General features: G+C 62.0%; 16 protein-coding genes and 1 CRISPR repeat array. Of the genes, 10 read left to right on the top strand and 6 right to left on the bottom strand.

Going from position 1 to position 20,141, the window contains the following annotated elements; genetic code table 11:
* Nucleotides 1-73: 73 nt before the first annotated feature.
* Nucleotides 74-496: a GFA family protein gene (locus ACSQ3I_RS15245; RefSeq protein ID WP_436000270.1), complete on the top strand. Its 423-nt coding sequence runs from the start codon at nt 74-76 to the stop codon at nt 494-496.
* On the opposite strand, the gene ACSQ3I_RS15240 is transcribed toward ACSQ3I_RS15245, so the two are convergent.
* The 3 genes from ACSQ3I_RS15240 to ACSQ3I_RS15230 all read right to left on the bottom strand — a co-directional run bounded on the left by ACSQ3I_RS15240 (nt 464) and on the right by ACSQ3I_RS15230 (nt 4,044).
* Nucleotides 464-1,402, bottom strand: coding sequence for a hypothetical protein (locus ACSQ3I_RS15240; protein ID WP_436000269.1), 939 nt, complete (start codon nt 1,400-1,402; stop codon nt 464-466). The genes ACSQ3I_RS15245 and ACSQ3I_RS15240 overlap by 33 nt on opposite strands.
* A gap of 79 nt (nt 1,403-1,481) precedes the next feature.
* Nucleotides 1,482-2,009 (bottom strand): DUF1003 domain-containing protein, encoded by a 528-nt coding sequence (locus tag ACSQ3I_RS15235; protein ID WP_436000267.1) that lies wholly within the window; start codon nt 2,007-2,009, stop codon nt 1,482-1,484.
* Nucleotides 2,010-2,139: 130 nt separating this feature from the next.
* Complete coding sequence (locus tag ACSQ3I_RS15230) at nt 2,140-4,044, bottom strand: LTA synthase family protein (protein ID WP_436000698.1); 1,905 nt, start codon at nt 4,042-4,044, stop codon at nt 2,140-2,142.
* Between the two features lie 219 nt (nt 4,045-4,263).
* Between ACSQ3I_RS15230 and ACSQ3I_RS15225 the strand changes: the two genes are divergently transcribed.
* From ACSQ3I_RS15225 to ACSQ3I_RS15215, 3 genes are all read left to right on the top strand, one after another.
* Nucleotides 4,264-5,880 (top strand): nitrilase-related carbon-nitrogen hydrolase, encoded by a 1,617-nt coding sequence (locus ACSQ3I_RS15225; RefSeq protein WP_436000265.1) that lies wholly within the window; start codon nt 4,264-4,266, stop codon nt 5,878-5,880.
* 8 nt (nt 5,881-5,888) lie between these two features.
* Nucleotides 5,889-6,731 carry a TolB family protein gene (locus ACSQ3I_RS15220; RefSeq protein ID WP_436000263.1) on the top strand — a complete coding sequence of 281 codons (843 nt, stop codon included), beginning with the start codon at nt 5,889-5,891 and terminating at the stop codon, nt 6,729-6,731.
* Between the two features lie 92 nt (nt 6,732-6,823).
* A complete protein-coding gene (locus tag ACSQ3I_RS15215; protein ID WP_436000261.1) occupies nt 6,824-8,326 on the top strand; it encodes a GGDEF domain-containing protein in 1,503 nt (500 codons plus the stop codon).
* 40 nt (nt 8,327-8,366) lie between these two features.
* Here the strand turns inward: ACSQ3I_RS15215 and ACSQ3I_RS15210 are convergent, their stop codons facing one another.
* Nucleotides 8,367-9,479, bottom strand: a complete 1,113-nt coding sequence (locus tag ACSQ3I_RS15210; RefSeq protein WP_436000259.1) for a DUF2865 domain-containing protein — start codon at nt 9,477-9,479, stop codon at nt 8,367-8,369.
* A 130-nt stretch (nt 9,480-9,609) separates the two neighbouring features.
* Complete coding sequence (locus ACSQ3I_RS15205) at nt 9,610-11,928, bottom strand: NADP-dependent malic enzyme (RefSeq protein WP_436000257.1); 2,319 nt, start codon at nt 11,926-11,928, stop codon at nt 9,610-9,612.
* 189 nt (nt 11,929-12,117) lie between these two features.
* Here ACSQ3I_RS15205 and ACSQ3I_RS15200 point away from each other — a divergent pair, with 189 nt between their 5' ends.
* Nucleotides 12,118-12,942, top strand: coding sequence for a UDP-2,3-diacylglucosamine diphosphatase (locus tag ACSQ3I_RS15200; protein WP_436000256.1), 825 nt, complete (start codon nt 12,118-12,120; stop codon nt 12,940-12,942).
* Nucleotides 12,943-13,037: 95 nt separating this feature from the next.
* On the top strand, nt 13,038-14,258 hold the full coding sequence (locus ACSQ3I_RS15195) for an MFS transporter (protein WP_436000255.1): 1,221 nt from the start codon (nt 13,038-13,040) through the stop codon (nt 14,256-14,258).
* Here ACSQ3I_RS15195 and dgcA read toward each other — a convergent pair.
* Nucleotides 14,210-15,193 carry an N-acetyl-D-Glu racemase DgcA gene (dgcA, locus tag ACSQ3I_RS15190; RefSeq protein ID WP_436000253.1) on the bottom strand — a complete coding sequence of 328 codons (984 nt, stop codon included), beginning with the start codon at nt 15,191-15,193 and terminating at the stop codon, nt 14,210-14,212. The two genes, ACSQ3I_RS15195 and dgcA, sit on opposite strands and share 49 nt — an antisense overlap.
* Before the next feature lie 129 nt (nt 15,194-15,322).
* Here dgcA and ACSQ3I_RS15185 point away from each other — a divergent pair, with 129 nt between their 5' ends.
* Genes ACSQ3I_RS15185 through ACSQ3I_RS15170 form a run of 4 tightly spaced genes read left to right on the top strand, consistent with a single transcriptional unit; the run spans nt 15,323 to nt 19,348 of the window.
* Entirely contained in the window at nt 15,323-16,474 is a 1,152-nt protein-coding gene (locus ACSQ3I_RS15185) for an ABC transporter permease (protein ID WP_436000251.1), read from the top strand.
* Nucleotides 16,475-16,483: 9 nt separating this feature from the next.
* The gene (locus ACSQ3I_RS15180) at nt 16,484-17,320 is read left to right on the top strand and encodes an ABC transporter ATP-binding protein (protein WP_436000249.1); all 837 of its coding nucleotides are present in this window, start codon (nt 16,484-16,486) and stop codon (nt 17,318-17,320) included.
* 10 nt (nt 17,321-17,330) lie between these two features.
* On the top strand, nt 17,331-18,701 hold the full coding sequence (locus ACSQ3I_RS15175; protein ID WP_436000247.1) for an MlaD family protein: 1,371 nt from the start codon (nt 17,331-17,333) through the stop codon (nt 18,699-18,701).
* Nucleotides 18,702-18,733: 32 nt separating this feature from the next.
* On the top strand, nt 18,734-19,348 hold the full coding sequence (locus ACSQ3I_RS15170; RefSeq protein WP_436000696.1) for an ABC-type transport auxiliary lipoprotein family protein: 615 nt from the start codon (nt 18,734-18,736) through the stop codon (nt 19,346-19,348).
* A gap of 86 nt (nt 19,349-19,434) precedes the next feature.
* Nucleotides 19,435-20,126: a CRISPR direct-repeat array (repeat unit 32 nt; unit sequence GTTTCAATCCACACCCGCCTACGGCAGGTGAC).
* Nucleotides 20,127-20,141: the final 15 nt, after the last annotated feature.

Below are 20,141 nucleotides of genomic sequence, written 5' to 3'. Positions count from 1 at the left end.
AAGGGCTGGCGAGGGTTTGACAGCAGCGTGCGAAACCTTAGATTTGCAGTTCCAAGAACATCGAGGGTGAGCAATGACTGAAATCCATACCGGCTCGTGCCTCTGCGGTACGGTCCGCTTCCGCACCAAAGGCAAGCTGCGCAATGTCATCGCCTGCCACTGCTCGCAATGCCGCAAGCAGACGGGCCTTTATTATGCCGCCACCAACGTGCAGATCGTCGATCTCGAACTGGAGGGGGAGGACAACATCACCTGGTTCCGGGCCAGCGATTTTGCCCGGCGCGGTTTCTGCCGGACCTGCGGATCGGCGCTGTTCTGGCAGGCCGACAAGGAGGATTACATCTCCGTGCTCGCCGGCAGCTTCGACCAGCCGACAGGATTGCGTGTCGACAAACACATTTTTTGCGCCGACAAGGCCGATTTCTACAACCTACCGGACGACGCGCCGCATTATGCGCAGGGATCACCCGGCCTTGTGGTTGCGGGTAACCCCTGAGGCTGTGTCGCTGCGTGATTGCTGTTCGGCCCAATGCACAGCCTCATCGAGGGCGGCGAACTTGACCGATTGCCAGTAGAAGTAATCCCGCAGGAATGGCGGCGAGAACCAGAGCCGTCCGCGCCGCCGCGGACGCTCCCAACCGAGCAGTCCGGCGGTTTCGGCGGGGGCGAACATGCGTTTCACATTCGTGGCGGAAATCGCATATTTCTGGGCGATCTCGGCAATTGAAATTTCCCCGAGGAATATCCGGCCGTCCTCCTCCTTGTCGGAGGGCAGGCGGCTGATGAGTTCGTGCAGCACCATGCCACCGGATTCCGCCCAGATGAACGAAGAAACCGTTTCCGGCAGGTTGCGCCATGCCGGATCGTCGATCAACGCTCTGGCTGCATAAGGCTGGCCAAGACGAAACAATGCCGGATCGCTTTCGCTGCGCTCAGCGCGGTTGCCGCCATCCAGCCGGTCCAGGCAGACCATGTGGCCGAGAAACCAGCTGTACATCGCCTTGGCCGCCGCGTCGGTGATTTCCAGCGGGCGTTTGCGCTTGTCCTGACTGTCGGGCGCGTCACGGAGAAACTTGTAGGCGACGAGTTCGGCAAGGTAGCTTGCCACCGTGTTGCGGCTGACCACGGCGTAACGGGCGAGCACATCGTAGAGACGGGAAGCCGTCAGCCCGGTGGACGCTGCCAGCGGATCGCGCTCCAGCTGCAGCGCATAAAGCATCTGCGTCATGATCCATTTCTGGTGCGAAGCCTTCAGCCGCGCCAGGCGCGGTGTCTCCTCGTGGATGCCGACGAGATGGGTGGCGATTTCGACTTCGATCGTCAGGAAAAGCGGATGCTCCAGGATCTGGTCGCGGGTCAGCGAGGGTGTGCGGAGCCGGTCGAGGGATGCTTCATCGGGCATTGGCGAACTTCTATGGGCAGGCAACGATATGATCATAACGGGCAAAGGCCTGATTGTGTTCACGGAGAGGCGGAATTTATTAAGTCTTGCCGATCAATTCGGTCAACCGGGCAACGTCCTTGCGCAATTCGGCGAGCTCCGCCAGCACCTGCATGTCGATCTTCTGATGCAGGGAAAGCACCTCGATTTCGGCCTTGAGATTGATCTCGTAGTCTTTCGCCGCCTCGAAACGGTCACGCGCCGCCTGGCGGTTCTGCGACATCATGATGATCGGTGCCTGCACCGCCGCCAGCATGGAGAGCAGCAAGTTGAGGAAGATGAAAGGATAGGGATCGAAGGCATCGCCGATCAGGATGACGGTATTGATGACCGCCCAGGCGACCAGGAAGGCGGCAAAACTGATAATGAAGGTCCAGGAACCGCCGACGCGGGCGATGGTATCGGACAGCCGCTCGCCAAAACTCTCCTGCGCCGAGAGCACGGCATTGACGTCGGTGGCGACGATCATGCGGTCCTTGGCTTTTTCGATGATGCGTTTTTCGGTTTCGCCGATGCCTTCGGGCTTCCGGCCGAAACGAATATGCTCGAAGCCAGGAAGGAATGACATCGCTGTTCTCCATAGGACAAGGCACATGAGCAGCGGTGCCGGAAAGCAGCCGCCGGTAATGGCCTTAGCCCTTTAACGGAGATTATTCAAGAAGATGCGGCACGGCAGATAGTCGCGCCGGCAATGCTCGTCATCCTTGTGGCCGGGTCACCCAAGCATGGCTGGGGAACAGGCGATCGACGCTGTGCTGCTGGCCAAACATCATGTCGTGCTGGATATAGCGGAAATCGCGCATCATCGGATCGAGCGGTTCTTTTGCCCGCAGCCAGTCGGGTTTCGTCTGGTTGTCGCGGGCAACGAGCTGATAGCGGTCGATGATCGGATAGCGACGCTGAACGCGGCCGAGGAAATTGGTGTAGTAGGGATGGTCGAAGCGCGCCATCTTGACGACGTGATAGGGCAGGATCGCCGGGCTGATCGTGCCGATGTTCTTCTTGCCGGAGCGGCTGGACCAGACGATGAGCGGCGTCTCATGCTCGCGCTTCATCACTTCGATCGACGCCTTGCGGGTCGCGACCTGTTCCGGCATGTAGCCGCTGTTGACGTAGACCGGTCCGAGCGGCGGCAAGTGATCGCCGAAGACGACGATGATCGTCTCGCGCTCGCGCTTCTTGGCCCACTCCATCAGCATTTTCAAGCTGTCGTCGGCTTCCTTGACGCCATGCGCATAGGTCGCCAACGTGCTCTTGTCGGCCTCGGGAAGATTGCCTTCGACGGTGATGGCATTCTTGGCGTAACGGGTCGGCTCATACGGGCCGTGGCCCTGCAAGGTGACCGAGAAGAAGAAGAACGGGCGGTCCATGCCGTCGGCCTGGCGCATGATCTCCTTGAACAGCGCCTCGTCGGAAGCGAAGAAGCCGCGTTTGTCGAGGGCCGGCAGGTTTTCTTCCGACTTGAATTCCTCGAAACCGAAGGCCTTGTAGACTTCCGAGCGGTTCCAGAACCAGCTCTGATAGGGATGGATGGCGCGGGTGGCATAGCCTTCGCCGCGGAAGAACGTCGCCAGCGACGGCATCGGCCGGCGTACATATTGCTGATAGGGAATGCTGCCATAGGGCAGGAAGGCGTTCGAGAAACCCGTCAGCGCTTCGAACTCGACATTGGCCGTCATGCCGCCGAACTCGGGCGAGAACACGTTGCCCGACTGGTTTTCACGCATCACCGGCATCGGGTCCGGCGAGAGCTTGACGTTGGAAAGGCGCGTCGGGTCCCACAAGGACTCGCTCATCAGCACGATGACATCGGGATGATCCTCGCTGCCGGTGCCGAAGGGCATGGCTTTTCCGGGGATCTTCGCCATGGTTTCGGCGCCGTAGCCTGCCGGTGCGGAAACATTGGCCATCGGCACGTTGAAGGCGAAGGCGAGAAGGAAGCCGTTGTGGCGATAGTTTTCCTTCTGGTCCCACATCATCGGAATGACCTGCAGCCGGTCACGCAGCCAGGAATACTGGCTGTAGTCCATCAGCGAGACAAAGCCGGCAAGCAGCGGCAGCGTCAGGCCGAGGCTGACGGCGCGCCAGCGGCCGGAGAGCTGCGGAAAGCGCTTCCACGCACAAAGCCAAAGATAGACGATCATGGCGATCGAGGCGATCAGGCCGATGAAGACCGCGACTGCCGTCCAGGGGCGCTGGCTGATCATCACCGGCATCAGTTCGACGATCTGGCGGGCAAACAGGAAATCCGTGGGATAGAGCGGATCGGAGAGAAACAGCTGCTTCTGCTGGGAGACGAATGCCGGTATGATGGCAAGCGGCACGATGATGAGCAACGACTGGTAGCGTCGTCCGAAGATGGCGTCGAGGCAGAGGATGAGCATCGTCATCAGCGCGACCGAGGTCATGCCCGGGCGGGCAGACGAGGTCATGAAGTCGCCGATATCGGTTGTCGAGCCGCGAGCGATCCATTCTACGGCGATCAGGATCAGCAGCGCCAGGATGAACGATTTGCCGAGCGCATAACCGATGGCAAGCGCCTGCTCGCTACGCCGGGATTGAGGCCGGTAAAGAGGAAGGCGGGCGGTTCTGGTAGCCGCCATTGCCTTAGACAGAAACTCGACCAAGCTGTTCTCCGGGAGCGTTATTAAAGTTTCTTAAAAGTTTCGCATTACTGTCACATGGTCGTCATGAACGCTAGATGAACCGCCCTGGTTCAACGGCCTGTTGCACATGTTTTCCTGCAGGAAAGGGCGGTGCCTACGACCAGGTTGGGCGGGTGCCGCATTGCGGAGCGAATGGCGGCGCGCTAAACGGTGGGCATGAACGAAAAAAGCCGTAACCAGAAGAGCTTGCGCATCGCCGTCGCCCAGGTGAATGCCGTCGCCGGTGACGTTGCCGGCAATCTCGCAAAGGCACGACTGGCCCTGGACGAAGCGCATCGGCAGGGCGCCGACCTGCTGGTTTTCGCCGAGCTTTTCCTGGCGGGATTTACGCCCGGGGATCTCGTGCTCGGTGAAAGCTTTCTCGGCGCCTGCGCCGATGCTGTCGCAACACTTGCCGGCTGCACCGGGCAGGGCGGCCCGGGCATCGTCATCGGCTTCCCGAGACCAGACGGCGCGGCAAGGCGCAATTCTGTTGCCGTGATCGACGATGGCCTGGTGATCGCGATCCGCGACAAGGTCGATCTGCACCATGGAGAAAGCGGATATTTTTCTGCAGGCGCGATGACCGGTCCCGTCGGGTTTCGCGGCGTTCGGCTCGGCATTGTCATCGGGCAGGACCTGTCCGGCGACCTCGATGTCTGCGAAACCCTGGCGGAAAGCGGGGCGGACATGCTGGTCGTCTCCACCATGTCCGCCTATGGCGGCAAGATGCTCGATATCCGCCACCAGCAGGCTTTGCGCCGGGTGATCGAGACGGACCTGCCCATCGTTTACGCCAACGCGCTTGGGGGCGACGGCCAGCATGTGTTCGACGGTGCGGGCTTTGGCTTCAATGCCGACCGGACGCTGGCATTCCAGATGACGCAGTTCGATGAAGGTTTGGCGATCTGCGACTGGGAGGATGGCGGCGAAGGCTGGATCTGCCGACAAAGCCGGATCGAGGATCTGCCGGGGCCTGACGAAGCGGATTATCGTGCCTGCCTGCTGGGTCTGCGCGACCATGTCGAGAAAAACGCTGTGCGCACCCTTGTCGTCGAGCTTTCCGGAACGGTCGGTTCCCTGCTCTCCGCCGCGCTTGCTGTCGATGCCGTGGGTGCGGAGCGGGTGCGGATGGTGACCCTATCCGATCACTCCGCTGCGCCCGATTTGCTGGAAACGGCAAGGACGAACGCCGCCGCCTTCGGCTGTCGGCACCATGTCGTGCCCGTCGATACGGCGCTGCAGGGCATTGGGGCCTCGCTTGCGGGTCTTGTCCCACATGCCGGACCTGAGAGGCCGCTGGAAGCGGCGCGGGGCGCCATTCTTGTCGCGCTTGCCGATGGCCTGGAGGCGATGATTGTCGGGTCGGCCGGCAGGTCGGACATTGCGACCGGTGCCTTTGGTGCGCATGCCGGAACATGCGGCGCTTTTTATCCGATCCGGGATTTTTTCCATACGCGGGTGTGTGATCTCCTCCGCTGGCGCAACGGTCACCGGACGCCGGATGCCTTGGGGCCGACGGGCGCGTTGGTTTCAGAACATGCCTTGAATGGCATCCTGCCCGGCGAAGGGGATATCGAGCGTATCCTCGAATACCTGATCGACAAGAACCTCGGTGCGGCCGAGATCGTCGCCCGCGGCTTCTCAGCCGATGAGGTGGCCAGGATCGAGCGGCTGGTTTATCGTGCCGAAGGCAAGCGGCGGCGTGTTTTTCCGGGCGTCGGATTGATGTGGCAAAATGGCCGAAGTGACCGACGCTACCCTTTGAACAACCGCTTTAACACCGTCGAGTGAGGATGCAGATGCGCAGTTCTGTCGAGATCTACAATCTTCGTGAGAAAAGCAGCCGCATCGTCTGGCAGACGGACCGGTTAGTGGAGGCGCCGAATTATGCGCCCGATGGCAGCCATCTGCTGATCAATGCCGATGGATTGATCTACCGGCTGCCGCTCGATGGCGCGGCACCGACACCGGTGGATACCGGTTTTGCCCGCGCCTGCAACAACGACCACGGTCTTTCGCCGGATGGCCGCCTGCTGGCGATTTCCGACAAGACCGAATTCGGCAAGTCGGCGATCTATATCCTTCCGGCTGCAGGCGGCACGCCGAGGCTGGTGACGAAGAACCTGCCCTCTTACTGGCACGGCTGGTCGCCGGATGGCGCGAGGCTCAGCTATTGCGGCATTCGCAACGATGTCTTCGACATCTACACAATCGGCATCGATGGCGGCGAAGAACTGCGCCTGACCCACGGCGAGGGGCGCAATGACGGTCCGGACTATTCTGCCGACGGGCGATGGATCTATTTCAACTCCAGCCGTACCGGCCTGATGCAGATCTGGCGCATGCATCCCGACGGCACCGGTCTCATGCAGGTGACCGGCGACAATCAGGGCAACTGGTTCGCCCATCCGGCACCCGGCAACGACAAGGTGCTGATTCTCTCCTACGATGCCGATGTCTTCGACCATCCTCGTGATTGCCATGTACGCCTCAGGTTGATGGACATGGACGGCGGCAATCTGACCACGCTGTTTCCGTTGTTTGGAGGGCAGGGCACCATTAACGTTCCGAATTGGCGCGCTGACGGCGAAGAGTTTGCCTATGTCCGATACACGGCGGCCGACGGTCAGGAAACGGATTAAGTCTTTTAAAACCATCGCGCTTAAGCGTTTTTTCCCGCTTGTTTGCTAGTTTCCCCGACAACGAATGGGGCGGACGGGCCCAAGGGGATGAGATGAGCGAGATCAGCGCAAGAGTTTTTGCGAATACCAGCAGCTGGATGGTTCGCGGCATCTATCTCGCCTGCGCCGTCTTCGTTTTCCTGTTCGTCGCCAGCGTCTTCCTCGTTCTCGATTATTCCGTCTACCAGGCGAACAAGTTCGGGCTTTCGACGGAACGCAAGCTTGTGCAGCAGCAGTTCCAGCACCAGATCGACGAGGTCGTCAAATATCAGGCGGAACTGTCCTTCCGGGACGAGACGGTCAAGGAGGCGCGGGCGCCATCCTTCGGCGATGCTTTCGTCAAGCGCCGTATCCACGATTGGCTTTGGGCGGATTTCGGTTTCTCCTGGATCGTCTTCAGCGAAACCGGACACCAGACCAAGCTTGCCGTCAATGACGGCAAGACCGTGTCGCCCGACAAGGCCGACAGCCTGCTCTTCTGGATCGACGATCTCGTCTACGAGGCCAATCAGTCCTATTGGGCTGCTCTCAAGCCGGAGAAGGATGGTTTTCGCCTGCGGATGGTTCAGGGTGACCGCGACCAGCTTTCGGCTCCCTTGCCTTACATCCATGCTGCCGACATGCGTGTGGTCGACGGTCGCATGAGCATCGTCGTCGCCCAGGCGGTCGTGCCGAAATCCCTGTTCATTCCGCGCGGTTCGGAACAGCCGATTATCATGATCACCGTCAAGCCGATTTCGGAAAAGATGTTTGCTTCGATGAGCCAGCGACTGGCGGTCGAAGACCTGCATGTTGTCGCCGACGAGGAAAACAAGAACCGGCCGGATGCCTATACGCCTGTCGGCAAGGGCTTTACCGACGGACCGTTCCTGGTGGCGTGGTCACCGAATGCGCCGGGACCGTTCATCTGGCAGTCGGCCATGCCGAAGGTGGCGATCCTCTCCCTGCTTGCCGCGCTTGCCATGGGGTTCATCGCCTGGCGTTTCGGCGCGGTGGTGCGCGCCTTGCAGAAGAGCGAAGCGACCAATCGTTTCCTTGCCAAACACGACGCGCTGACCGGCCTTGCCAATCGTATAGCCTTCGAGGAAAGCCTGACGGCAATGATGGAAGAGCATCCGGATGGGCCGATTGCCGTGCTCGCCGTCGATCTCGACAAGTTCAAGTCCGTCAACGACCAGCACGGCCATGCCGCCGGCGATGCTGTCCTGAAGGCCGTGGCGGCACGCTTCAGCGATCGTGTCGGCGATACCGGCCTTGTCGCCCGCCTCGGCGGCGATGAGTTCATGGTTCTCATCCCCAATGCCAATGAAACGACGATCATGGCGCTGGCCGCCGGTCTCGTCATCGATGCCCAGGTGCCGATCGTCTTCAACGACCTGCTGCTGCAGGTTGGCGGCAGTGCCGGCGCGGCGATCTTCCCGCGCGATGGCCACAACATCCGCAATTTCGTCCACGCCGCCGACATGGCGCTCTATGCCGCCAAGAACGGCGGGCGTAACCGCGCGGTGCTCTACGAAGGCGACGCGATCATGCGGCCGAGCACGGCCGCGGCCTGACGGAAGACGCGATTGCCGGGGCGACCGGCCCTGGTGGGGCTTATTGCAGAGGCTGGATCGTCGAACCCTTCGGGTTCTTCAGGTCAATGGCGGCGCTGTCATCGCCGAGGAATTGCGGGCCGACCTGCCGGATCTTCGAGTTTGCCGGATCATAGGCGCGTTCTTCCGGAACGGGATCGATCGTGCCGCGGGTCTCGGGTTTTGTCTCGGTGAAAATCTCGGTCACCGATTTCGTGCTGGTTTGCTTCGGCAGCTTGCCGGCGTTGCTCTCTTTCAGCTTCTGCTCGTAATAGGCATTCAGGTTGCAGCCGCAGGCGGAATCCTTGCTGCTCGTCCGGTTGCGATAGGAAAAGGCGTTCGGCAATTCCGTATAGGGCGCGCCGGTTTCGGCGGAGACCATGTCGGCGCTCTCCTGGCCGATCATGGCGTGGTAGTAGAGTTCCGTCTGCGTGCCCGGGCACATCTTTGCACAGATCTGTGCATCATGGCGAAAGCTCTGGCTGCTGGCATTCGAGGAGATCGGGAAGAAGGCGCCGTCACAGGTGCGGACGCACAGCGTTCGGAGACCGCCTTCCTGTTGCAGCGGCAGCTGCTCGCCCAAAGGCAAAGGCTCCCCTTCAAGCGGCAACAGGCTCGTCGGCTGGCGATCGACGGCGCCGAAAACCCGGTTGTTTGAAATGATCGAACCTTCTTCGCTTTCCAGCGTCGCCCGCATGTCCTGCGGTTCCGTCAGCGCCGTGTCGGAATGATCCGGTTCGTCGCAGCCGTTTTCGCGCAATGCCGCCAATATGCCGCTACGGCCACTGCGCAGGCCGGAGCGCTGGCGCATCAACTCGTCCTTTTCGACCTCCATGTCGTTGAGGTCGGCTTCCGCCTGCATGCAGTAATTTTCGCTGTTTCCGCCGAAAACGACGATGCTGCCCGAGGAGCAGCCGCTGCGGCGCATGTCGCTGCGCAGGCGGCGGATTTCCTGGTTCAGCCGGTTGATGGCATTGGCGGAGCGGCGCACGTCGCCGGTATTACCGATCACCGTCGGCGCGCCGGCGAGGCTGGCGCGCAGCTCTTCGCACACGGCTCTTGCCTCGGCGCGCAACGGCACCGTCGCAACCAGCGTCAGGAACACGACGGGAAACACACGCCCAAACTTCAACACGGGCTTTTCTCCGTTAGGGTGATCGAGAGGTGGCGGACGAACCGCCTCTGCAAGCGATGCCATCATACCGCAACGGCAGCCAGCCGCAACATGGTGCGGCTGGCTGGTACGGTTTTTGCTCCCGGGTGGTTTACGGTGCCACGGGATGCGAGGCCTCGACGACGGCCAGGGCCGCCATGTTGACGACGCCGCGCGAGGTCACGGAGGACGACAGGATGTGCGCCGGAAGGGCGGCACCGAGCAAGATCGGCCCGACATGCAGCGCGTCCATCATGGTGCGGACGATGCCGAGCGAGATGTTGGCGGCATCGAGCGTCGGGAAGACGAGCAGGTTGGCTTCGCCCGTCAGCGTCGAATTCGGCATGGCGCGCTTGCGCAGTGCTTCGGACAGGGCCGAGCCGCCCTGCATTTCGCCATCGACTTCGAGATCCGGGGCCTTTTGGCGGATCAACTCCAGAGCGTGCCGCATCTTGCGGCCGCTTTCCGAATTGCGCGAACCGAAATTCGAATGGGAGAGCAGCGCCGCCTTGGGCGTGATGCCGAAGCGGCGGATTTCCTGGGCGGCAAGGATGGTCGTCTCCGCCAGTTCTTCCGCCGTCGGATTGTCGTTGACGAAAGTGTCGGTGAAGAAGATCGCGCCGCGCTGCGAGATCAGCAGGCTGAGGCCGGCGAAGGCGCAGACGCCCTTGCGTTTGCCGATGATCTGGTTGACGTCGCGCAGGTGCTTGTCATAACGGCCTTCCACGCCGCAGATCAGCGCATCGGCTTCACCGCGACGCACCGAAAGCGCGCCGATGACGGTGTTGTTGGTGCGCACGATGGTGCGGGCGGCTTCCGGGTTGATGCCGGCGCGGCCGACGAGGGCGAAATAATCGTCGACATACTCACGGTAGCGCGGGTCGTCCTGCGGGTTGACCACTTCGAAATCCGTATGCGGCCGGATGCGCAGGCCGAAACGCTGCAGGCGCGTCTCGATGATCTGCGGACGGCCGATGAGGATCGGCTGGCCGGTGCCTTCCTCCAGCAGAACCTGGGCGGCGCGCAGCACGCGCTCGTCTTCGCCTTCGGCAAAGATAACCCGCTTCTGGCTGGCATTCTTGGCCGCGGTGAAGATCGGCTTCATGACGAAACCGGAGCGGAAGACGAAGCGGTTGAGCTGGTCGAAATAGGCGTCGAAATCGGCGATCGGCCGGGCCGCGACGCCGCTGTCGGCGGCAGCCTTCGCCACGGCCGGCGCGATGCGCAGGATCAGCCGCGGATCGAAGGGCGAGGGGATCAGGTAGTTCGGGCCGAAGGTCGGCGTCTCGTCGGAATAGGCCTTGGCGGCGACTTCCGACACTTCTTCGCGGGCGAGCGCGGCGATGGCGCGCACCGCGGCCATCTTCATTTCCTCATTGATCGTCGTCGCGCCGCAATCGAGCGCGCCGCGGAAGATATAGGGGAAGCACAGGACGTTGTTGACCTGATTGGGGAAATCCGAACGGCCGGTGCAGATCATCGCGTCGGGCCTTGCGGCGCGGGCGAGGTCGGGCATGATTTCCGGCGTCGGGTTGGCGAGCGCCATGATCAGCGGCTTTTCCGCCATGCGGGCCAGAAGCTCGGGCTTCAGCACGCCGGCCGCCGAAAGGCCGAGGAAGACATCGGCACCGTCGATGCTTTCGTCGAGGCGACGCTTGTCGCTCTTCTGGGCGTAGACGGATTTCCATTCGTCCATCAGCTCGACGCGGCCTTCGTAGACCAGGCCTTCGAGGTCGTGCACCCAGATGTTTTCGCGCTTGGCGCCGAGCGTTACCAGCAGGTTGAGGCAGGCGAGCGCGGCCGCACCGGCGCCGGAGGCGACGATCTTGACGTCGCCAATCGGCTTGCCGGCGAGTTCCAGTCCGTTGAGGATCGCCGCCGCGACGATGATCGCCGTGCCATGCTGGTCGTCGTGGAAGACCGGGATGTTCATCATCGAACGCAGCCGGCGCTCGACCTCAAAGCATTCCGGCGCCTTGATGTCTTCCAGGTTGATGCCGCCGAAGGTGGGTTCGAGCGCCGAAACCGTGCTGACCATCCGCTCGACGTCGAGAGCGTCGATTTCGATATCGAAGACGTCGATGCCGGCGAACTTCTTGAAGAGCACCGCCTTGCCTTCCATGACGGGCTTGGAGGCGAGCGGGCCGATATTGCCGAGGCCAAGAACGGCGGTACCGTTGGAGATCACCGCGACGAGGTTGGCGCGGGCGGTATAGTCGGCCGCCGTTTCAGGGTTGTCACGGATCGCCAGGCAGGGGGCGGCAACGCCCGGAGAGTAGGCGAGCGCCAGGTCGCGCTGGTTGCCGAGCGGCTTGGTTGCCTGGATCTCCAGCTTGCCCGGCCGGGGATAACGGTGAAAGAACAGGGCCTGTTCATCGAGGTCGCCGCTTGCGGGAACCGTCGGCGCCTTTGATTTTTCGTGGTTATCCATGGCGCGCCTTCCTCTTGTGTCTTTTCAGTTGGTTCCTCATAGCAACAATCGTTTTGGCGATACAATCGGGAATTTCGCGCTTGTCGATGTTGTGGCTCGCTCGGCGCGCCTGGGTCATACCCAGCCCCTGTCATCATGTTGAAACAAGACTCTGGTTTTACGGGCTTCAAAAGTTCCATGAACCAAAGGATGACATCCGTGGCTGGGCAGCAGGAAGTCAAACATTTCAGGACACTGTTCTTGTCCGATATCCATCTGGGCTCGAAGGCGGCGAAGGCGGATTTCCTGCTCGATTTCCTGAAGCACCATGAGGCGGATACCATCATCCTTGTCGGCGACATCGTCGATGGCTGGCGCCTGAAGCGGAGCTGGTACTGGCCGCAGGATTGCAACGACGTGGTCCAGAAGCTACTGCGCAAGGCGCGCAAGGGCACCCGCATCGTCTATATCCCCGGCAATCACGACGAATTCCTGCGCGATTTTCCCGGCATGCATTTCGGTGGCATCGAGGTGGCCGAGCGGATGATCCATGAGGGCGCCGATGGCCGGCGTTATCTCGTTCTGCACGGTGACGAGTTCGACGTCGTCGTGCGCAACGCCCGGCTGCTCGCCTATCTCGGTGACTGGGCCTATGACATGGCGATCATGATCAATGTGGTGCTGGCCGGCATTCGCCGCCGGCTCGGCATGCCCTACTGGTCGTTTTCCGCTTGGGCCAAGCTGCAGGTCAAGCATGCCGTCAACTTCATCGGCGAGTTCCAGCGCGTCGTCGTCGACGAGGCCCGGCGCAACGATGCCGATGGTGTCATCTGCGGCCACATCCATCATGCCGTGATCGAGGAGATCGACGGCGTGCGCTATATCAACACCGGCGACTGGGTGGAAAGCTGCACGGCGATCGCCGAACACGAGGACGGCCGCTTCGAGCTGATCACCTGGCGCAACATGGTCGGCACGGCGGAAGAGCCGGACCCGACCACCACGATCAAGGCGATCAGCTACCGGGCTGCCTGAGGCGAAATTCCCGCCTTCTTGAGGGCTATTTTTCGCCATAGGCGAGGTCTGTTGCCTGTGTTAGGAAGAGGCACTCTCCTTACAGGTTCCACTCCATGAGTCTTGCAAGTCAGGCACCGGCGCGTGAAGACGCTCCCCGCTGGTTTCCGCAGCGCAGCGCGCTGGTTTTCTGCGCGCCGATGATCGTCAACGGCACGGTGTTGCCGTTCTTTCCGGTCTGGCTCGAGACCCACAGCCTCAACGACCACCAGATCGGCGTCATCCTTGCCGTGCCCATGGTGGTTCGCGTCATCTTCGCGCCGATCCTGGCGATGTTCGCCGACCGCATGGAGGAGCGCACCGGCATCCTCGTCTGGTCGGGCCTGCTCTGTCTGGCGACGGCCGTGGCGCTCTTCTGGACGCAGAGCTTCTGGCCGATCCTGCTGGTTTTCGCGCTGCAGGGGGCGGTGTTTGCTCCCTACATTCCTGTGGTGGAATCGATGCTGATCACCGGCGTGCGCCGCTGGGGTTTCGATTATGGCTCTATGCGGCTCTGGGCATCTCTCGCCTTCATCGCCAGCACGCTGGTCGGCGGCCACCTGATCGGCCTTTATGGTGGCGCCATGGTGCTACCGGTGATGACGGTCGGCTGCATCGTCATGTCGGCCATGGGACTTGCGGCGCCGCGTATCGGCCGCGTGCCGCGCCGCGCCGTTGCCGCCACCGGCAAGAGCGGGCAGCGGGCGTCGCTGTCGCGTTTCGACCTGCATCTGGTGATGATCGGCTCGTCGGTGGTACAGGCAGGGCATGCGATGCTCTACGCCTTCGCCTCGATCTATTGGGCGCAGCTCGGATATTCCGGCACTGCGGTCGGCATTCTGTGGAGCGCCGGGGTGCTGGCGGAGGTGATTGCCTTCTTCTTCGCACGCCAGCTCAGCCGCACCTTCGGCGCCTGGACGCTGATCCGCTTCGGCGCGACCATCGCCGTCTGCCGCTGGCTGCTGTTTCCGCTCGATATCGGTTATCTCGGCTATTTCGTGCTGCAGTGCCTGCATGCCTTCACCTTCGCCTTCTGCCATATCGGCATCCAGCGGCGGATCGTCGATGCGGTGCATGAGGAGCAGGAAGCTTCGGCGCAAGGCGCCTACTATTTCTACAACGGCATCTTCATGGCAGCTGCAACTTTCGCGTCCGGCTATATCTATGCGGCTTTCGGCCTGCACGGCTATTATGTCATGTCGGCGATAGCGGCCGTCGGTCTCGGCTGCGTCATCGTCGCCTGGTATCTTCAGCCCCAGAGGGCCGGCTCCGGCGGGAAGACGAGCGAGTCGCGATAGACGAGGCCCGGCTCGCGGTCGCGGGCGAGAAGCAGCGGGCCGTCGAGATCGACGAATTCGGCGCCTTGCGCCAGCAGCACCGCGGGCGCCATGGCGAGCGATGTGCCAACCATGCAGCCAACCATGATCTTGAAACCCAGCCGGCGGGCCTCGTCGCGCATGATCAGCGCTTCGGTCAGTCCACCCGTCTTGTCGAGCTTGATGTTGACCGCATCGTAGCGGGCGCGCAGTGCGCCGAGGTCGCGGGCGTGGTGCACGCTTTCATCGGCGCAAATCGGCACCGGCCGCGGGATGCGCGCCAGCACTCCGTCCTTGCCAGCCGGCAGCGGCTGTTCGATCAGGCCGATGTTTTCGCGGGCGGCGATCTGCAGGTGCCGTTCGAGATTTTCCTCGGTCCAGCCTTCGTTGGCATCGGCGATGATGACGCTGTCAGGCGCGGCTGCCCGAACGGCGCGCAGCCGGCTTTCATCGTCTTCGGTGCCGACCTTGATTTTCAACAGGGCGCGATGGGCGACGGCCTTTGTCTGTGCCGCCATGACATCCGCTTCCGCAAGCGAGATGGTGTAGGCGGTGGTGAGCGACGCCGGAGCGGTTTGCGACAGCCGGGATGCCACCGTCACCCCCGAAAGCTTCGCCTCCAGATCCCAGAGCGCGCAGTCCACGGCGTTGCGGGCGGCGCCGGCCGGCATCTCCGCCTGCAGCGATTGCCGTTCCATGCCCGCAGCAATGCGCGGGGCAATCGCCTCGATTGCGGCGACCACGCTTTCGATGGTTTCGCCGTAACGTCCATACGGCACGCATTCGCCCATGCCGGTCCTGCCATCGGCATGAATGGCGCACATGACCACCCGCGCTTCTGTTTTCGAGCCGCGGGAAATGGTGAAGGCCCCGGCGATGGGAAAGGCGGCGACTGTTGTTTCGAGGTGACGGACCATGATTTTCGACCTGGCAACCGGTTAAAAAGGTTCAAGAACGGCTTTATTTCCCGCCCGCGCGATGACACGGAGGAATCAAGCCGGTATGACTCGGCGAGATTGTCGCAAGCCTGGAAAGATGCAAGAGACTTGAAGCCTGCCGATCCTTCTGCTGCACATGTGAAGATCGAGAGCTTGCCGGACGGGGCGGGACACCGCTTGCGCCTGGGGGGGCGCTGGACCAACACCGGCCTGCACGCCGTGCTGCACGATCTGGACGAGATCGGCCGCGACCGAGCCTCCGACAACATGGAAATCGATCTCTCCGACATTGCCGCCATGGATGTCGCCGGCGCCTGGATGATCCGGCGGCTTTCCCGCACTGTCGAAGCCAATGGCCACGCGGTCCGGCTATCCGGTGGCGAAGGCCGGTTCCGGGAACTGATCGCCGTGTTGCCGGAAACAGTGGAAAAGGCGGAGGAGCAGGCGCCGCAACGCAGCCTGTTCACCCGGCTTTTCGAGCCGGTGGGCAAACTTGCCGACAGTTTCTGGAGCGATTTTCTCTCCGCCATGCATATTCTCGGTTCGGCGGTTCGCGGCGCGCAGATGAAGCTCGGCCGCGCCAGCGGTGTTTCGCCGGCGTCCGTTGTCAACCAGATCGACCAGATGGGCGTCAGGGCGACGCCGATCATTCTTTTGATGTCGTTCCTGATCGGCGCCATCATCGCCCAGCAGGGCGCCTTCCAGTTGCGCTATTTCGGTGCCGAAGTCTTCGTCGTCGATCTCGTCGGTATCCTGCAATTGCGCGAAATCGGCGTGCTTTTGACCGCCATCATGATCGCCGGCCGCTCCGGCAGCGCCATCACCGCCGAAATCGGCTCGATGAAGATGCGCGAGGAGGTCGATGCGCTGCTGGTCATGGGCCTCAACCCGGTCGGCGTGCTGATCTTTCCGCGGCTTGTGGCGCTGACGATCGCGCTGCCGCTCTTGACCATCCTTGCCAACTTCTCCTCGCTGTTCGGCGCCGCGATGGTCGCCTGGGGGTATTCCGGCATCACGTTCTCCGTCTTCCTGCAGCGCATGCATGAGGCGATCGACCTGTCGACCATCGTCTCCGGCATGATCAAGGCGCCGTTCATGGCGTTGATCATCGGCGTCGTTGCCGCGGTGGAAGGCCTGAAGGTCGGCGGCAGTGCCGAATCGCTCGGCCTGCATGTCACCGCCTCCGTGGTGAAATCCATCTTTGTCGTCATCCTCGTGGACGGGCTGTTTGCCATGTTCTACGCCGCGATCGATTTCTAGGGGGTGACGATGGACGAAAACACATCGCAGACGCCAGAAACGGAGCGCGAAGCCATCCTCTCGGTGCGCGACCTGACGGTCGGTTTCGGACCGAAAGTCGTACTCGATAACCTCAACCTCGATATCTATCGCGGCGAAATTCTGGGCTTCGTCGGCGCCTCCGGCACCGGCAAGTCGGTGCTGATGCGCACTGTCTTGCGGCTGCTGCCGCGGCGCTCCGGCACGATCCATATTCTCGGCGAGGACTACGACGCCCTCAATGAAGAAGAGCGTATGAGGCTGGATATGCGGCTCGGCGTGCTCTTCCAGCACGGCGCCCTGTTTTCCGCGCTGACGGTGCGGGAAAACATCCAGTTGCCGATGCGCGAATATCTCGACCTGCCGAAATGGCTAATGGACGAGCTGGCGCTCCTAAAGATCGAGATGGTGGGACTGGCGCCAGATGCGGCCGACAAGTATCCTTCCGAACTCTCCGGCGGCATGATCAAGCGCGCAGCCCTTGCCCGCGCCCTGGCGCTCGACCCGGACCTGGTGTTCCTGGACGAGCCGACCTCCGGCCTCGATCCCATCGGCGCTGCCGAATTCGACGAGCTGATTGCGCGGCTGAGGGATACGCTGGGTCTGACCGTCTACATGGTAACCCACGATCTCGACAGCCTTTTTTCTGTCTGCGACCGTATTGCCGTTCTCGGCCAGAAACGGGTATTGGTGGAAGGAACGATCGAGGACATGCTCGAATTCGACGACCCTTGGGTCCAGTCCTACTTCCGCGGCAAACGGGCGCGGTCGATAGTTCCGCAAGATCGCAGCAATGTTTCCGGCACGCTGCGCCACGGATTGAAGTGAATAGGGATCTATGGAAACCAGAGCCAACTACGCCATCGTCGGGTTTTTCACCATTCTGGTGATCGCCGCCGCATTCGGCTTTGTCTACTGGATGGCCCAGTACGGCCGCGGCGGCCCGATGACGGACCTGATCATCCGCATTCCGGGCTCGGCCAACGGCCTGAGCGTCGGTTCGCCGGTGCGCTTCAACGGCATCGCGGTGGGCACCGTGCGCAACCTGGCGATCGACAAGGATGAGCCGGAGTTCTCGATTGCGCTTGCCGAGGTCAAGGAAGACACGCCGATCTACACCTCCACCAAGGCAGTGCTGGAAATCCAGGGCCTGACGGGCGCGGCCTATGTCGAGCTTTCCGGCGGCAAGACCGGTGAAGAAAACATCCTGCAGGCGGCTCGCGACAAGGGCCAGACAGCGATCATGCTGGCCGACCAGTCGAGCGTCACCAACCTGCTCGCCACTGCCGACAAGATCATGGGCAAGGCGGACGATGCCATCGATGACATTCAGGGTTTTGTGCGCGATGCCCGCGACCCGCTGACCAACACGGTCCGCAATGTCGAGCAGTTCACCGACTCGTTGAAGGCCAATTCCGAGGGTATCGACAAGTTCCTCAAGAGTGTCGCATCGCTCTCCGACACCGTCACCGGCATTTCCGGCCGCCTCGATTCGACCATCGAAGGGGTTGAATCGCTGGTGAAGAGTGTCGAGCCCGAAAAAATCCGCACGATCGTTGCCAATGCGGAAAAGATCAGCACCGACATTGCCGCGTCGAGCGGCCAGTTGAGCGAAACGGTCAAGTCCTTCCGGCAGACGGCGGAGACGTTCAGCCGCTTTGGCGCCGAGGCCGAGCGGGCGCTCAAGAAGGCCGAAGACCTGCTGGCGGCGGTGGACACGGCCAAGATCAGTGGCTCGGTCGACGACATCTCGACGGCGACTGCGGATGCGCGCCAGGCGATCGCCTCGATTCGCGGCGTGACCGACAATATCTCCAAGCGGCAGCAGGAAATCGACCAGACGATCGCCGATGTTTCCGACATGGCCAAAAAGCTGAATGCCGCCTCCAGCCGTGTCGACGGCATCCTCGCCAAGGTCGATGGCCTGCTCGGGTCGGGTGATGCCAACTCGCTGTTTGCCGAGGCGCGCAAGACGCTGGACTCCTTCCGCAGCGTTGCCGACAATCTCAATGCCCGTATCGGGCCGATTGCCGACAATCTGGCACGTTTCTCCTCGACTGGCCTGCGCGACGTGCAGACGCTGGTCGGTGAAACCCGCCGTACGGTGGAGAGCCTCAACGATGCGATCAGCAATTTCGACCGCGACCCGCAACGGCTGATATTCGGCGGCGACACGGTCAAGACCTATAACGGCCGGAACCGGCATTGATGCGCGTGACAACGACGAAGGGTGGGAAGAGCATGGTCGGATCGCAACTGGTTCTGCGTCGTTGCCCGAAACGCAGCCTGCTCGTCGTGCTGCCGCTGGTTGCCGCACTGCTGACCGGCTGTGGCGGCGGCGCCCAGAACGATACGTTCGACCTCAACACCGCCGTTTCCGCCGACGGTCCTTCGGCCCGCAACCGCCAGATCCTCGTGCCCGAACCGACGGCGCTGAGCGCGCTTGGCAGCGAACAGGTGCTGGTGCGTGTTTCCGGCGCCGAGATCCAATATCTGTCGAAGGCGCAGTGGAGCGACAAGCTGCCGCGTATGGTCCAGGCCAAGCTGGTGGAAGCTTTCGAAAACACCGGCAAGCTCGGCGGTGTTGGCAAGCCGGGGCAGGGGCTGGCAATCGACTACCAGATCGTCAGCGATATCCGCGCCTTCGAGATCGATACGGCAGGCCGCCGGGCGAATGTCGAGATTTCCGTAAAAATCCTCAACGACCGCAACGGCACCGTGATTGCCCAGAAGATTTTCTCCGCCGCGTCCCCCGTCGCCAGCGGCGCCGGCAACACCGCCTTCATCCGCGCGCTGGATGCAGCCTTTGCCAAGGTGACGGCCGAGATCGTCGACTGGACGCTGCGGGCAATCTGAACCGCTGCAAGGGAAACATCATCCGGAGAGTTTCCGGATGATGCCTGTCCCGGCCAAGGCATGACCTCTTCGCGTCGTTCCTGTTCGTTTCGATCCGCACCCGCCTACGGCGGGTGACCTCATCCCCATTGCAGCCGTGACCGCGATATCCTGGTTTCAATCCACACCCGCCTACGGCAGGTGACCGCGTGAGCTTGCGGCGCTCGGCTTCGCTATCGATGTTTCAATCCACACCCGCCTACGGCAGGTGACCGGTCGGAGCCCTCCGTGGTGGCGAGGCAGGACAGTTTCAATCCACACCCGCCTACGGCAGGTGACTGGTAGCGCAGGACGTGAGCAGGCAGGCCAGCGCGTTTCAATCCACACTCGCCTACGGCAGGTGACGCGGTCGGATGCCGGATCGACGCCGGCCTTGGGGTTTCAATCCACACCCGCCTACGGCAGGTGACTTGCCGCACGGCACGCCCTGTCAATCGAATTCCAGTTTCAATCCACATCCGCCTACGGCAGGTGACATGAAGATCCGCACACGCTCAACGCCCTGACACTGTTTCAATCCACACCCGCCTACGGCAGGTGACCGGCCAACGCCATCGTGCGTGGCGGCATCCACCAGTTTCAATCCACACCCGCCTACGGCAGGTGACACCGAAGCGGATGGGGCTAGACTGCGATGCCGATGTTTCAATCCACACCTGCCTACGGCAGGTGACTGGTGGAGTTTCTATCGGTCTTCGTCTTGACCAGTTTCAATCCACACCTGCCTACGGCAGGTGACCGAAGCGGAAGAGCC

The sequence above is a fragment of the Rhizobium sp. LjRoot30 genome (assembly GCF_964253915.1).
Taxonomy (GTDB): domain Bacteria; phylum Pseudomonadota; class Alphaproteobacteria; order Rhizobiales; family Rhizobiaceae; genus Metarhizobium.
Note: the sequence above shows the minus strand (reverse complement) of the source record. Positions and strands in the feature narration are given on the sequence as shown.